This is a genomic window from Dyella japonica (assembly GCF_040545895.1).
Taxonomy (GTDB): domain Bacteria; phylum Pseudomonadota; class Gammaproteobacteria; order Xanthomonadales; family Rhodanobacteraceae; genus Dyella; species Dyella japonica_D.
This window is the reverse complement of sequence record NZ_JBEPMU010000001.1, coordinates 1034573-1047308: the sequence shown is the minus strand read 5'-3', so window position 1 is coordinate 1047308 and position 12736 is coordinate 1034573. Positions and strand designations below refer to the sequence as shown.

At 61.7% G+C, this 12736-nt stretch carries 14 protein-coding genes; 5 read left to right on the top strand and 9 right to left on the bottom strand.

The features are described from left to right. Positions 1-215: 215 nt before the first annotated feature. The 3 genes from ABIC75_RS04535 to ABIC75_RS04525 all read right to left on the bottom strand — a co-directional run bounded on the left by ABIC75_RS04535 (position 216) and on the right by ABIC75_RS04525 (position 2463). Positions 216-908, bottom strand: a complete 693-nt coding sequence (locus ABIC75_RS04535) for an SDR family NAD(P)-dependent oxidoreductase (RefSeq protein ID WP_354012657.1) — start codon at positions 906-908, stop codon at positions 216-218. Continuing rightward, positions 905-1312, bottom strand: a complete 408-nt coding sequence (locus ABIC75_RS04530; RefSeq protein WP_354012656.1) for a DOPA 4,5-dioxygenase family protein — start codon at positions 1310-1312, stop codon at positions 905-907. The genes ABIC75_RS04535 and ABIC75_RS04530 overlap by 4 nt, the downstream gene beginning before the upstream one ends. 107 nt (positions 1313-1419) lie before the next feature. After that, positions 1420-2463 (bottom strand): aldo/keto reductase, encoded by a 1044-nt coding sequence (locus ABIC75_RS04525; protein WP_354012655.1) that lies wholly within the window; start codon positions 2461-2463, stop codon positions 1420-1422. A gap of 127 nt (positions 2464-2590) precedes the next feature. Between ABIC75_RS04525 and ABIC75_RS04520 the strand changes: the two genes are divergently transcribed. Further along, positions 2591-3193: a TetR/AcrR family transcriptional regulator gene (locus ABIC75_RS04520; protein WP_354012654.1), complete on the top strand. Its 603-nt coding sequence runs from the start codon at positions 2591-2593 to the stop codon at positions 3191-3193. A gap of 185 nt (positions 3194-3378) precedes the next feature. Here the strand turns inward: ABIC75_RS04520 and ABIC75_RS04515 are convergent, their stop codons facing one another. Then, entirely contained in the window at positions 3379-3855 is a 477-nt protein-coding gene (locus tag ABIC75_RS04515) for a hypothetical protein (protein WP_354012653.1), read from the bottom strand. A 109-nt stretch (positions 3856-3964) separates the two neighbouring features. After that, positions 3965-4093 carry a hypothetical protein gene (locus ABIC75_RS04510; RefSeq protein WP_354012652.1) on the bottom strand — a complete coding sequence of 43 codons (129 nt, stop codon included), beginning with the start codon at positions 4091-4093 and terminating at the stop codon, positions 3965-3967. A 548-nt stretch (positions 4094-4641) separates the two neighbouring features. Between ABIC75_RS04510 and ABIC75_RS04505 the strand changes: the two genes are divergently transcribed. Genes ABIC75_RS04505 through ABIC75_RS04495 form a run of 3 tightly spaced genes read left to right on the top strand, consistent with a single transcriptional unit; the run spans position 4642 to position 6371 of the window. After that, complete coding sequence (locus tag ABIC75_RS04505; RefSeq protein ID WP_354012651.1) at positions 4642-5004, top strand: PadR family transcriptional regulator; 363 nt, start codon at positions 4642-4644, stop codon at positions 5002-5004. Further along, positions 5004-5921 (top strand): sensor domain-containing protein, encoded by a 918-nt coding sequence (locus tag ABIC75_RS04500; protein ID WP_354012650.1) that lies wholly within the window; start codon positions 5004-5006, stop codon positions 5919-5921. The genes ABIC75_RS04505 and ABIC75_RS04500 overlap by 1 nt, the downstream gene beginning before the upstream one ends. A 3-nt stretch (positions 5922-5924) precedes the next feature. After that, positions 5925-6371, top strand: coding sequence for a DUF1579 family protein (locus ABIC75_RS04495; protein WP_354012649.1), 447 nt, complete (start codon positions 5925-5927; stop codon positions 6369-6371). Positions 6372-6421: 50 nt separating this feature from the next. Here ABIC75_RS04495 and ABIC75_RS04490 read toward each other — a convergent pair whose 3' ends face one another. The 3 genes from ABIC75_RS04490 to ABIC75_RS04480 all read right to left on the bottom strand — a co-directional run bounded on the left by ABIC75_RS04490 (position 6422) and on the right by ABIC75_RS04480 (position 9768). Continuing rightward, positions 6422-7624 carry a DUF1501 domain-containing protein gene (locus ABIC75_RS04490; protein ID WP_354012648.1) on the bottom strand — a complete coding sequence of 401 codons (1203 nt, stop codon included), beginning with the start codon at positions 7622-7624 and terminating at the stop codon, positions 6422-6424. A 9-nt stretch (positions 7625-7633) separates the two neighbouring features. Beyond that, positions 7634-9184, bottom strand: coding sequence for a DUF1800 domain-containing protein (locus ABIC75_RS04485; protein ID WP_354012647.1), 1551 nt, complete (start codon positions 9182-9184; stop codon positions 7634-7636). A gap of 296 nt (positions 9185-9480) precedes the next feature. Continuing rightward, a complete protein-coding gene (locus ABIC75_RS04480) occupies positions 9481-9768 on the bottom strand; it encodes a hypothetical protein (RefSeq protein WP_354012646.1) in 288 nt (95 codons plus the stop codon). Between the two features lie 107 nt (positions 9769-9875). Here ABIC75_RS04480 and ABIC75_RS04475 point away from each other — a divergent pair, with 107 nt between their 5' ends. Continuing rightward, positions 9876-10481 (top strand): class I SAM-dependent DNA methyltransferase, encoded by a 606-nt coding sequence (locus ABIC75_RS04475; RefSeq protein WP_354012645.1) that lies wholly within the window; start codon positions 9876-9878, stop codon positions 10479-10481. Positions 10482-10601: 120 nt separating this feature from the next. Here ABIC75_RS04475 and typA read toward each other — a convergent pair whose 3' ends face one another. After that, positions 10602-12452 (bottom strand): translational GTPase TypA, encoded by a 1851-nt coding sequence (typA, locus tag ABIC75_RS04470; protein WP_354012644.1) that lies wholly within the window; start codon positions 12450-12452, stop codon positions 10602-10604. Between the last annotated feature and the right edge of the window lie 284 nt (positions 12453-12736).

Here is a 12736-nt window from a genome sequence, read left to right as displayed (position 1 = left end):
GTGGCCGCTAAATTGAATGGTCGTGGTTCTCAAAAGTGGTGTGTTGATAGGTCGGATCACTGACGAGAGCCGACGCACGCTGCATAAGGCATATAAGCACACAGGGTAGAAGGAACTACGAATAAGTTTGCGACTTCTGCTTCCGAGAGAGGCATGGCGGACGTCACGCTTGCTGAAGCGTCCCGCGGCGGCGCTTGAGGATGTCTGTGCCCAGGTCAGTAGCGCTCGACCCACGGCCTGATTTCGATCTCTGAAGACCATGCACTGCGCTGCTGGCAAAGCATATCGATATAGGTCTGCGCGACAGCATCGGGATCCAACGTAGCATCTGACGGGTCGGACTGCCCTGCCGAACGCACGCTTCCGTCAATGACGAAATGGGCGACATGAATGCCTTTGGGCATGAGCTCGCGAGCGGCGCTTTGTGCCAGACCACGCAGCGCAAATTTGCCCATGGCAAAGGGCGCTGAGAGAGCGAATCCCTTAACGCCTGCGGTGGCGCCCGTCAGAAGGATGGCCCCCTTGCCGGCAGGCACCATGCGCTTGGCCGCCTGCTGCACCGCATAGAACGCACCCAAGGCTGTTACAGCCACTGCTTGCTCAACGCTTTTCGGGTCGAGTGTGGTGACAGAGCCACGGACGTAGCCACTAGCGTTGTAGATAACGACTTCGGGCGCACCGATGAGGGCATCCGTTTCGCCAAAGAGGCGCTCCATCTCAGAGGCGTGAGCGGCATCGACGGAAAGTGCGAATGCCCCAGTCTCCTCGGCAAGGGAACGCAGGTTTTCTGCAGCCCGAGATGCGATAACCACTGGTAAACCTGCCTCCCGGAGAGACCGGGTAAGCGAGGCACTAATACCCTGGCCAGCGCCAATGATCAGTGCATTCCGATAGAAGTGGGTGTTCATGCCGTTACCGTGGGGTGAGTGGTGGGTGCGAGCGGCGGTTCGGACGGCTCTTGGTCGACCAGATAGGGATCAGCCTGGATGGGCAGAACCTCTCCGAGCCACAGGGCATCGAAGAGATGATCGCGTCGAGGATGTCCGGTGTTGGGGTGCACGAGAATGGCCAGCCCTCGCCGGTTCAACATGAGCCAAGGCAGGAAACGGCTGAATTCGCTGGGTGCGAACGACACTTGATACATCGGTCGGGCGTGCGGCCCGATAGGTCTGTCCCACCACCGTCCCATGGCGACGGAAAAGCGTTCTTCGATATCTTGTCGCAGTGTTTGGGCGATCGCGGCCTGTAGCGGGCCGTCAAAATAGATGTGAGCGTGATAGCTCGTGATGCTGTCGATGGATTGGACCGTCATGAAAATTCTCCGGGTAGCGGGAGAAGCCGAGTCCATCGGGATCCCGATACATCACTCCGCGCGGTGAAAGAGCCAACACCATCTCGCGATGGCGTTGGCTCAGTGAGTCAGGCGACGGTCGTCGTAGGCGCGTCAAACAGGTCGACCCTGCCACCTGTGTAAAGCGGACGTGCGCCTTCGAGCACCGTGTACGGGAACGTCGGCGGCAACGCACTGACGGCATCCAGGCGTGCGATGTGTTCCGGCGACAGTTTCAGGTTCGCCGCGGCCAGGTTGTTGTTGAGCTGCTCCAGCGTGCGCGGGCCAATGATCGGCAAAGTGCCCTTGGCGGCGACCCAGGCAATGGCTACTTCGCTGTTGGTAACGTTGAGCTCACGGCTGACCTCGATGAGCGTGTCGAGAATGGCGGTGCGCAGCGCCGAGTTCTCCGGCTGGAACACGTTGCCGCCAAAGCCTTCGCGACGGCCGGTGGCACCTTGCTGGCGATATTTACCCGTCAACATGCCGCCGCCCAGCGGAGACCACGCCACCATGCCCAGGCCCAGCGCCTTGCCGGCCGGCAAGAGTTCCTGTTCGCTGCTGCGCTCCACCAGGCTGTGCTCGAACTGGAGGCCGACAATGGGGGCCGAGCCACGCAGTTCAGCGATGGTCACCGCGCGAGCCACGCGCCATGCTGGGAAATCCGACAAGCCTGCATAAATGACCTTGCCCGCGCGCACCAGGTCGTCGAACCCGCGAACAATTTCCTCGACCGGCGTGACGCCGTCGGACATGTGTACCCACAGGAGGTCGATGTAGTCGGACTTCAGGCGCTTCAGGCTGTCCTCCACCGAGGTCACCATAGCCTTGCGGCTGTTGCCCGTGGCCAGAATGCCGCCCCTAGCGCCGCCGGGCGCGGTGTATTTGGTGGCTACGACGAAGTCGTCGCGGCGACCCGCAAGCGCCTCACCGATGATTTCTTCAGACTGACCGCCCTGGTAGGAGTTTGCCGTGTCAATGAAATTGCCGCCCGCGTCGGCGTAAGCGTCGATGATGCGGCGGGCGTCGTCGTGATCGGCGCCGTAACCCCAGCCCGTGCCGAAGTTGCCCGCGCCAAGCGCGAGCTCGGAAACACGCAGACCGGTGTTGTCGCCAAACAGTTTGTAACGCATGTTCGAATCTCCATTGAGTTTATTAATTGCAGACGCAATTAAAGCGTCGAGTAAGTTATAATTGACTTTGATGGCGAGTGCAACTAAAAATATGCCGTCCGCGTTTTTTGCGGTCAGGAGTGAACAAATGCGTGTTTCCAAGGAGAAAGCGGCTGAAAACCGGGATGCCCTCCTGGATGCCGCCAGTCGACTGTTCCGCGCGCGCGGCATCGACGGCGTCGGCGTGGCGGAAATCGCCAAAGCGGCCGGACTGACCCACGGCGCGCTATACGCCCACTTCAAATCCAAAGATGAGTTGGCCGCGGCCGCGTTCGAACACGGATTCGCCGGCAACATGGTCGACACCCAAGAGTGGGCTGAAGCCCATAATCCAAAGTTCGAGGACTTTCTCGACGGACTGCTTTCCACGCGCATGCGGGACAGTCTCGAGACCGGCTGTCCGATGGCCGCATCTGCGAGCGAAATTGGCCGGCAAGGTGAGGCCGTGAGCACCAGTTTTGCGCGCTCCTTTGAGGAGCAGGTGGGATGGCTAGAGCGTTCGTTGGAGCGGGATATCCCCGCTGCGGAGCGACGCCGGCTGGCCATTGCAGCCGTGGCGGCTGAGATCGGCGCCGTTGCGGTCTCTCGAGCGATTCTGAAGACGGATGCCACCTTAGCTAACGACATTCTCGACGCCGTTCGTCTTGCATTGGGCAGTGCTCACCAGGCCGCGAAGGCCCGCCTCGCTTAGGCTTGCTCGCGTACCCGAGGTCGGCATGGTGAAGATAGGCCGTGCTGGCGATGCGAAGCAGCGTGGGCGTGCGCATGCCAAACATGACCGTCGGACCGGCGTCGGCAAAACTCTGAAATGTGGGTGTGCCTTGAGCACGCCAAAGCGATTGGGAGCCGACACGCGACTAGCTCATCGTGGCCGGGCTATGGCCCTGCGGGCAAGATTCCAGCCTCCACGGCTGCCTCGAAGAGGGGGCAATTAGACGCCATTTCTTCCTCAGATGGACTCAAACGACCAATCGCGAACACATCTGAGATGGGCGCACCGATCGCCGTCCAACATGTAAGCCCTCGTTGCATCCGGAAATCGTACGGGCGCCTGTAGCCAAGATAGTCAAAGGGTGCGCGGCCGTCCGGAACAAAAAGGATGCGGTTCGCCACGCCTCCATTTGGCGTGACATCCACATAGTCGCCCCGATTTGATCGCCAGACTGCGTGGTGCTGGGCGAAGAAGTGCTCGTCACCATACTTCCATATCGCCCATCCAAAGATGGGCTTCCCGCCATTTTCAATGGCGTGCTGCAGGGCGTTGTACCAGCACTTTAACTCGCGGTATCCCGGAAAGGGGTTGACGGGAATGAAGATTGGCCGTCCGTCGTTTTCGTAGGATTGGCGCGTCATACCTCTTGCCGGTCTAACGTTCTCGCGTCCGAGCGCCGCTATAAAAAAGTGACAGCTCGGCATATCCAAGTCGGGGACGATGGGTGTGGGTGATCCCAAGATGCTCGCCTCATAAAGTAGAGAGCTTTATTCGGCTGAAGGTTACGAATCTTAAGTTGAGGCGAAGATTCGAATGTGCCGCACCGCCCTGGCGCCCTGTATCGAAGAACATCAGCGTGCCGATCACCACCAGCGACATGTTCACGTCCAACCGGAACGGGTGCTAAGTTCGACCGGAATCCGCAACAGACGGGAGGGACCAAGTTCGGCACCACTATGCCCCGCGCAAAGCAGCGCGATGTTGTTGCGGCGGTCCGCTCTAGCTGCGCGCCATCGCAAAGATGGGCATGCCAATCGTCGAGTGCCGTTGACGCGAGTGGGCCTTGGCAGACGTTGAACTTCGAAACGCCGGCCGAACGATTCCAGCAATGTGTTGCAATGACCGGCTGAAGTCGCAACCCATAGCAGACCTTTCGTGAACCGCTAAGGCGAGGCCAAGCTTGGCCGTGGGCTCCTGCACCGCAATGGATCCCTCAAGTGCCCAAGTTCCCGTGTGTCTCCCGGCCAGCTGAGGCCGCCGACACCAATGTTTGTACACCCTCTATGACACCAATGTTTGTACAACCGGTACATACATTGGTGTCATGCCCACGCGCCATCTCACGCGGTCCATGACTTCATACCCATGCGCTAGTGTTAACTCCACACTATTGTTGACTCCAAGATGAGTAGCAGTGCGGGTGGGGCGTGGAAGACAACAGCAGCCATCTGAAGAAATTCCAGAAGGAGCTGTCGGCGGGCACCGTATCGCTGGTGTTGCTGGCGGTGCTGGGGCAGTCGCGGCAGCCGATGTACGGCTATCAGATCGCCAAGCGTCTGGAAGAGGTGGGCGAGGGCGTGCTCGCGGGCAAGCAGAGTGCGCTGTATCCCGTATTGCGCAATCTCGAAGGGGCAGGCTTGTTGGCGAGCGAGGTGGAGCCCTCGGTCAGTGGGCCGCCGCGTCGCTATTACCGCATGACGAAGCAAGGGCGCGAGGTGTTGCGCGACTGGGTGGAAGCCTGGACGGCCACACGCGATTCCGTCGATGGCGTTTTGCAAGGAGGGGTGTAATGAACGCACCACGCACGATTGCCGAATACCTGAATCAACTGCGTGCTGCGCTCAAGGGCGCGGACCCGGCGTTGATCCAGGATGCGTTGTACGACGCGGAAGAACATCTTCGCGCGGAATTGGCGGACAACCCGCAGCGCAGCGAAGCGGACATGCTGGCTCACGTGGTCAGCACGTATGGTGCGCCGGAGGAAGTGGCGGACATCTACCGCGACCAGGAGATCAAGATCCAGCGCGCACTGCGTCCGCCGCCGATGCCGCGGCGACGTTCGGCCTTGGGCCGCTTCTTTGGCGTAGCCGCCGATTCCCACACCTGGGGCGCGCTGTTCTACATGATCCTGGCGCTTGCCACCGGCATCTTCTATTTCACCTGGGCCGTGACGGGCATTTCGTTGTCACTGAGCCTGTCGGTGCTGATCATCGGTGTTCCATTCGCCATTCTTTTCCTTGGCACCGTGCGTGCGCTGTCGTTGATCGAAGGGCGCATCGTCGAGACCATGCTTGGCGTGCGCATGCCGCGTCGGCCGCCTTATCCGTCGAATGCAGGCATGTCGTTCTGGCAACGCGTGGGCGCGATCTTCACCGACGCGCGCACCTGGACCACGGTGTTCTACATGATGTTGATGTTGCCCCTGGGCATTATCTACTTCACGCTGACCATCACGTTCCTGAGCATTTCGCTGGCCTTTATCGGCACGCCGATCATGAAGGCGTTGAGCGCGTATGACGTGATCTATCTGCAATGCGGCATCCCGCACTGGTTGTGCGACAACAACTATTGGCCATTGGCCGTGCTCACCTGCATCGGCGGCGTGTTCCTGCTGTTCGCCACGCTGCACATGGTGCGTGGCCTGGGCAAGCTGCACGGCGCCATCGCCAAGGGGCTCTTGGTGCGCCTCGTGGGCGAGGGAGCCTGAGCCATGTCGGCGAACGTATTGGCGCAATGGGTCGGCCAGTGGCGTGGCGAGGAAACCATCGCCACTACGCGATGGGGACAGGGTGGCCCCGCGACCGCTGAGTTCATCGCACACATGGAACTCAATGGTCGCGTGCTCGTGCAGGACTATCGCCAGGAGCGCGATGGCAAGCTGTCCTTGCAGGTACACGCCGTGTTCGTGGCGGAACCCGACCATGACCAATACAGCCTGTACTGGTTCGACAGCTACGGCTTCGTGCCGGGTGTGCCGGCGCCGGGTTTGTGGAATGGCGAACGCCTCACCTTCGTACGCAGTTCGCCGCGTGGGCAGACGCGTCACGTGTACGCGTTCGATGGGGATGACGTGTTGACGTTGCGCCTTGAGAGTTCGTTCGATGGCGGCGTGAGCTGGGAGCTTGTGATGACGGGCCGCTACGCCCGCAAGCATTGAACATCAGCACTTGGATGCGCACACTGGGCGTCCTGCGTGTGGCGCAACCATTAGACGAGTTGCAGGTCCTTTGCGCGCGCGCCAGGAAATACTGACTGCAATTGGGTGTTGGATAAGCCCCACATGCGTCCCATCAGGCCGCCAAGCACATCGCGGTAGTTGTTGAGCACGGGATAGTCGCGGTTCTGCAGCAGGCTCTGCGCATTCACCGCCACTTGCTGGCCGGCGATGCGTCCGCCGTTCACCTTGCCGCCGAGCACCCAATACACCGTGCCGTGGCCGTGGTCGGTTCCCTTGTTGCCGTTCTCGCGGAAGGTACGTCCGAATTCGGACACGACGACGACGACGGTGTTGTTCCATTCCTCGCCCAGGGCATCGGCATACGCCGCGATGCCCTTGCCGAGATTGGCGAGGTTGTTGGCGAGCTGGCCGGTGGTGCTGCCTTGGTTGACGTGCGTATCCCAGCCGCCGACATCCACGAAACCAAGGCGGTATTGATCGCGCATCATGGTGGCGATGCGTTGTGTTTCGTCGGCAAAGTTCTTGGCATTGGGCGCGCCGCGATTGGCCTTCATCATCTCGTCCTGCAATTCCTTGGACACGGTCTGGCGCAGCTCCAATCCATCCGCGGCGGCGGAGGCCAGCGAGGTGTCGCGATACATGCCGGCGAGAATGACTGCCTGCCGTTCGTCGTACACCGGCTTGGGGTTGCCGCGCAGCGAAATATTGGGAACGTCACGGCCACTGCCCTGGAACGAAAGCGGCAAGGCATCGGTGAAGGCGATGGATGGCACCGTACTCATTTGGCCTGACAGCCGCGCCATGAAACCCGAACGATAGTTGCTGCGCTTTTCCGAGGGCTCGCCCGACTCGATGTTGTCCTGCGTTTCGAAATGGCTGCGCGACATGTCGTCCGTGCCGGCAAACGGGATGAAGGCGACCTGTCGCTTTTGCCATAGCGGATAGATGGAATCGCGCAACACCGGGTTGAGTCCCCAGTTGCTGTCCAGGCCAATGGCGGCGTTGGTGTTGTACGGATCGGGACGGGCGATGGCCAGCGTGGGACGCGACTCGTAATAGAAATCGCTGCTGTACGGCACCAGCAGGTTGTTGCAGTCGTAGCCTCCGCGCAGGAACACCAGCAGGAAGCGCGGGCTGTTGGCTGGCGCGGCAAACAGCTTGCCGGAGAAGGAGAGGGCTGGTGCGGCAACGGCAGCGGTGGCGGCAGCAAGCAGGAACTCGCGGCGATTCATGGCAGTGCCTCAGCGGTAGTTGAAGTCGGGCGAAGAGAGCAGGAAGGTGTTCCACTCCTGCTGCGTCGTGGCCTTTGCAAGCGCATCGCGCGTGGGCGCGCTGAGCTTCGCGTCGAACGTGTCGTAGTAGAGGCGCGTGGTGAGCATGGGGAAATCGCCGCCCATCTTGGGCTGGCCTTCGGGTGTCAGCAGGCGATTGTTCCCTGTGCCGATGGCACCCGCGATCTCAAACCGTTTGGCCATCTGTCCGGAGCTGGACCAGCCAGCGCTGTCCAGCGGCCAGCCGTCCGGCGTCAGCCGGCCAAACACGGGCTCACCCAGCTGGTTGAGCCAATTGAGCAGCGGCTTGGCGTTGGCGATGGGCTTGCCGTCGTATGCCATGCGCACCGAGGACACCACGAATTGCATGGGGTCCTTGAATTTCTTGCCGTAGCTGGCGGCCAGTTCCTTCGACTCGAACATCGTGCGCAGCACCTCGGCGATGTCCCCGTCGGTGCGCTGGAACGTGTGCGCCATCTTCGCCACCAGTTCGGGCGACGGGTTATCGGAGACGAAGTATTCGGCGATCTTCTTCGACACGAACTGCGCGCATGCCGGCTGCCTGGTGATCAGCGCTACCGCCTCGCTGATTTCATCGAAGCCGCTGCCCTTGATGGTGCGCCCCAGCAGCACTTTGTCGCTGAAGTCGTGGCGCCGCGGATTGAATTCGAACATGCCGTTGCGCACGACCATCTCGGCCACGCGCGGACGCATGGCGCCGGGTTCGCGCAGCGGGGCCACGCCCGCGCCGGTAAGAATCAACGCGAGCTGTTGAACATCCTGCTGCGTGTAGCCGGAACCCACGCCGAGCGTGTGCAGCTCCATCAGTTCGCGGGCGTAGTTTTCGTTGACGTGGCCCTTGGCGTTCTGCGCATTGTCCAGAAACTCCATCATGGCCGGGCTTTCCAGCGTGGCCATCACCAGGTCGCGGAACTTGCCCAATGCATGCGGACGAATGGTGTTCTGGACGTAGTCGGCGGCGACCCAGCGCACGCGGCCCTTGGCGCCGTACACGCTGAAGTGGTTGAGCCAGAACCACACCATCTGTTCCTTGAGCTGGTTGGGCCCATAGATGGCGTGCAGCATCTCGATCTGCTGCGCCTGTTGCAGCAAGTCGTTGGCGTGTTGCTGCTGGGCTTTCTTGGCGGCGTTCTTGTCGTCGCCATCGGGCATGTTCTTGATCTTCTCCTGCTCGTCGCGCAGGTTGGTCAGCAATTGCTCGGTGGGTGTGCTGCCCGCCTCGTAGGAATGGATAAGCGCGGTGATGGGGGCGGGCAGGTCATCGCCGATGCGCCCATCGAGTTGCCGATCGAGCAGATGCGAGCGACCCAGGTCGCGATACATGGCAACGGTGGCGCTGTCGAGTTCGAAGCTGTCGCGGCGCAGCCAGTCCACGTCGTCTTGCGAGAGTGTGCTGGCGTCGCGCGCCGCTGCCGTTCCAGAGGCAAGCACCAGCAACATGCTCCATGCAGCGATCCAGGCACGAATGCCGAAGGCCGGGCGGTACGAGGTGTCATGCATGCGTCGGGATTCCTGGTGACGAAGGTAAGCGACGGTCAGGCATGGGAACGCGGTCGAGGCTCGACGGATTACCGGACAAGGCTCCGCCAACGCGATTTTGTTCGGCGCGGATTCATGCGGCGCACCTCCGCGCGAACCTATGGCGGTTACTCCTTGGATTTTCGTCATTCTGGCGAAAGCCCTGCGTTGACGGTGCTTGACGACCTCATGGTCGGCGCACGGCCAGCCTTGCTGCTGTGATGGGCTGCGGATTTCGCCCCGCAAGTCCTTGGCGGAGCGGGGGGCGAATGCAGTTTCTAGAACTCGTCCACGAACTCGACGACGGCGCCGAGCAGGGAGGCTTCCACTTCGGTAACCGCGCGCACGGCGTCGCCGTGCAATCGATCGGCGGCGAGCACTTCGATCATGAAAAGCTCGCTGCCGTTGTCATCGGTCAGTTCATTGGAGCTGGAGTCGTCACGCGCGTAAGCGGTTTCGTCGTCGATTTCCTCGACGTGTTCGATGCCATCGATGCCATGAAGGATCGTAAGCAACGTATCGGCATCTTCGCGGCTGCCGGTCATGCGAATGCGGATCGTGGGCATAAGGGGCGGCTCCCAGGTTCCTGCATACCTATGCTGCTGCAAGCGATGTTGAGACCAGGTGATCGCCATCGCTACGCTACTATTCGTGTCTACGCCGGAGACTGCCTGTGCCCAAGATTTACGACCGCGCCTATTTCGACAAGTGGTATCGCCACCCGGATCACACGGTGGCATCACCGGCGGAGTTGCGCCGCAAGGTGGCAATGGTCGTGGCCCAGGCCGAGTACTACCTCGGCCGCCAGGTGCGCTCGGTGCTCGACGTGGGTTGCGGCGAAGGCGTGTGGCGCGCGCCGTTGCTCAAGCTTCGGCCGGGCCTGCTTTACCAGGGCCTTGATGCCAGCGAGTACGCGGTGGCGCGCTACGGTCGCGCCCGGAACATCGGCCTCGCGCGCTTCGGGCAACTGGAATACCTGCGGTTCGACCAGCGCTTCGACGTCATCGTCTGCACCGACGTGCTGCATTACCTCAAGCCCGCGGAAATCCGTGCCGGCCTCAGCGGTATCAGCGACATGCTCGAAGGTGTCGCCTTCCTTGAAGTGTTCACCAGCAAGGACGGCGTGGATGGCGACATGGACGGCTTCCACTCGCGCGCGCCGTCCTGGTACCTGAAAGCCTTCAACGACGCCGGCCTGATGCCGTGCGGTTCGCATTGCTATCTCGGCCCGCGATTGGAGCGACGGGTGGCGGCGCTGGAGCGTGCGCAGCTGGTTTGAGGTTTGCGTGTGGCGCGCGGTTTTGGCCTTGGCGCGGGCATCGGGACTTCCCACGACTTTCCAGCACAAAAAAAGGCCGCCTTTCGGCGGCCTTTTTCGTGCTTTCAATCAACCGGCAGATCAGGCCACGCCGCGCGAAGCCTTCTTGCGGTCGTTTTCCGTCAGGTGCTTCTTGCGCATGCGGATTTCCTTCGGCGTGACTTCGACCAGCTCGTCGTCGTCGATGAAGTCCAGCGCCTGTTCCAGCGAGAACTTGGTCGCCGGGGTGAGCTGGATCGCATCGTCCTTGCCGGAGGCGCGCATGTTGGTCAGCGGCTTGGGCTTGATGGCGTTGACGGTGAGGTCGTTGTCCTTGGCGTGGATGCCGATCAGCTGGCCTTCGTACACCGAGTCGCCTTCGGCCGCGAACAGCTTGCCGCGCTCCTGCAGCGGCCCAAGCGAGTAGGCCGGAGTGGTGCCGCCGGCGTTGGCGATCATCACGCCGTTGAGGCGCTTGGCGATGGCCACCGGCGTGTACGGACCGTAATGGTCGAACACGTGGAACAGCAGGCCCGAACCCTGGGTGAGGGTCTTGAACTGGTTCTGGAAGCCGATCAGGCCACGGGCCGGGATCAGGTACTCAAGGCGCACGCGGCCCTTGCCGTCCGACACCATGTTCTTCAGGTCACCCTTGCGGATGCCCAGGCGCTCCATCACGCCGCCCTGGTGCTGTTCTTCGATGTCGACCACCAGCTGCTCGATCGGCTCCATCTTCTGGCCGTCGATTTCCTTGATGATCACTTCCGGGCGCGACACGGCCAGCTCGTAGCCTTCGCGACGCATGTTTTCGATCAGCACCGACAGGTGCAGCTCGCCGCGGCCCGAGACCAGGAACTTGTCGGCGTCGGAACCGTCTTCCACGCGCAGTGCCACGTTGTGCACCTTTTCGCGGTCCAGGCGCTCACGCAGCTGGCGGCTGGTAAGGAACTTGCCGCCGGAGAGATCCTTGTTGCCGACGAACGGCGAGTTGTTGACCTGGAAGGTCATGCTGATCATCGGCTCGTCCACGCTCAGCGCCGGCAGCGCTTCGGGCGTGTCGATCGAGGTCACCGTATCGGAAATGGTCAGGTCGGGCAGACCCGAGATGGCGACGATGTCGCCGGCTTCGGCCGAGTCTTGCTCGATGCGCTCGAGGCCAAGGAAGCCCAGCACCTGGCCGATCTTGCCCTGGCGCTTCTTGCCTTCACGGTCGATCACGGCAACCGGCATGCCCTTCTTCAGGGTGCCGCGCTGGATGCGGCCGATGCCGATGACGCCGACGAAGTTGTTGTAGTCGAGCTGGCTGATGCGCATCTGGAAGGCGCCTTCCGGATCCACGTCCGGCTTGGGCGCGTGCTGCATGATCGCTTCGTACAGCGGGGTCATGTCGCCTTCGCGGGCGTTCTCGTCCAGCGAGGCGTAACCGTTCAGCGCCGAGGCGTAGACGATCGGGAATTCCATCTGCTCATCGGTGGCGCCGAGCTTTTCGAACAGATCCCACACCTGCTCGACCACCCACTCCGGACGGGCGCCCGGACGGTCAACCTTGTTGACCACGACGATCGGCTTGAAGCCCATGGCGAACGCCTTCTGGGTCACGAAGCGCGTCTGCGGCATCGGGCCGTCCATCGCGTCAACCAGGATCAGCACCGTGTCCACCATCGACAGCACGCGCTCCACCTCGCCGCCGAAGTCGGCATGGCCTGGGGTGTCGACGATGTTGATGCGGTTCTTGGCGCCGGTCTTCTTGTTTTCCCAGGTGATGGCCGTGTTCTTGGCCAGGATCGTGATGCCACGCTCCTTTTCCTGGTCGTTGCTGTCCATCACGCGCTCGGCCAGCACGGTGCGCTCATTGAGCGTGCCGGACTGCTTGAGCAGCTGGTCGACGAGCGTGGTCTTGCCATGGTCGACGTGGGCGACGATGGCGATATTGCGCAGATTTTCGATGGACATGAGGTCGGCTCGGGCGGCACGTGGCCGTCGCGTGAGGTTTCTGGAGGGATAACCCGAGAATTATACGGGGTTATGTGACAGCTTGCTTGAAAAGTCTTAGTAAATTCGTTCAGGCACGGGCGGCACTGCGATTTTTGGGCTCCCGGGCGGCTTTTCCAGCGGGTTTCATCACCCGGGAGCGACCAACGCTGTGCTGGACTGGTGGGCAGGGCGGCTGCCGCCCGAGAGGGATGGAGGGCATGGGCCATCGCCTTGTTCGCTGGATATGCTTGGTCGCACCGCTG

Excerpts from the sequence above, each read along its gene's own strand:
- ABIC75_RS04535 (WP_354012657.1), bottom strand. The coding sequence starts at position 908 with ATGAACACCCACTTCTATCGGAATGCACTGATCATTGGCGCTGGCCAG.
- ABIC75_RS04530 (WP_354012656.1), bottom strand. The coding sequence starts at position 1,312 with ATGACGGTCCAATCCATCGACAGCATCACGAGCTATCACGCTCACATC.
- ABIC75_RS04525 (WP_354012655.1), bottom strand. The coding sequence starts at position 2,463 with ATGCGTTACAAACTGTTTGGCGACAACACCGGTCTGCGTGTTTCCGAG.
- ABIC75_RS04520 (WP_354012654.1), top strand. The coding sequence starts at position 2,591 with ATGCGTGTTTCCAAGGAGAAAGCGGCTGAAAACCGGGATGCCCTCCTG.
- ABIC75_RS04515 (WP_354012653.1), bottom strand. The coding sequence starts at position 3,855 with ATGACGCGCCAATCCTACGAAAACGACGGACGGCCAATCTTCATTCCC.
- ABIC75_RS04510 (WP_354012652.1), bottom strand. The coding sequence starts at position 4,093 with ATGTCGCTGGTGGTGATCGGCACGCTGATGTTCTTCGATACAGGGCGC.
- ABIC75_RS04500 (WP_354012650.1), top strand. The coding sequence starts at position 5,004 with ATGAACGCACCACGCACGATTGCCGAATACCTGAATCAACTGCGTGCT.
- ABIC75_RS04495 (WP_354012649.1), top strand. The coding sequence starts at position 5,925 with ATGTCGGCGAACGTATTGGCGCAATGGGTCGGCCAGTGGCGTGGCGAG.
- ABIC75_RS04490 (WP_354012648.1), bottom strand. The coding sequence starts at position 7,624 with ATGAATCGCCGCGAGTTCCTGCTTGCTGCCGCCACCGCTGCCGTTGCC.
- ABIC75_RS04485 (WP_354012647.1), bottom strand. The coding sequence starts at position 9,184 with ATGCATGACACCTCGTACCGCCCGGCCTTCGGCATTCGTGCCTGGATC.
- ABIC75_RS04480 (WP_354012646.1), bottom strand. The coding sequence starts at position 9,768 with ATGCCCACGATCCGCATTCGCATGACCGGCAGCCGCGAAGATGCCGAT.
- typA (WP_354012644.1), bottom strand. The coding sequence starts at position 12,452 with ATGTCCATCGAAAATCTGCGCAATATCGCCATCGTCGCCCACGTCGAC.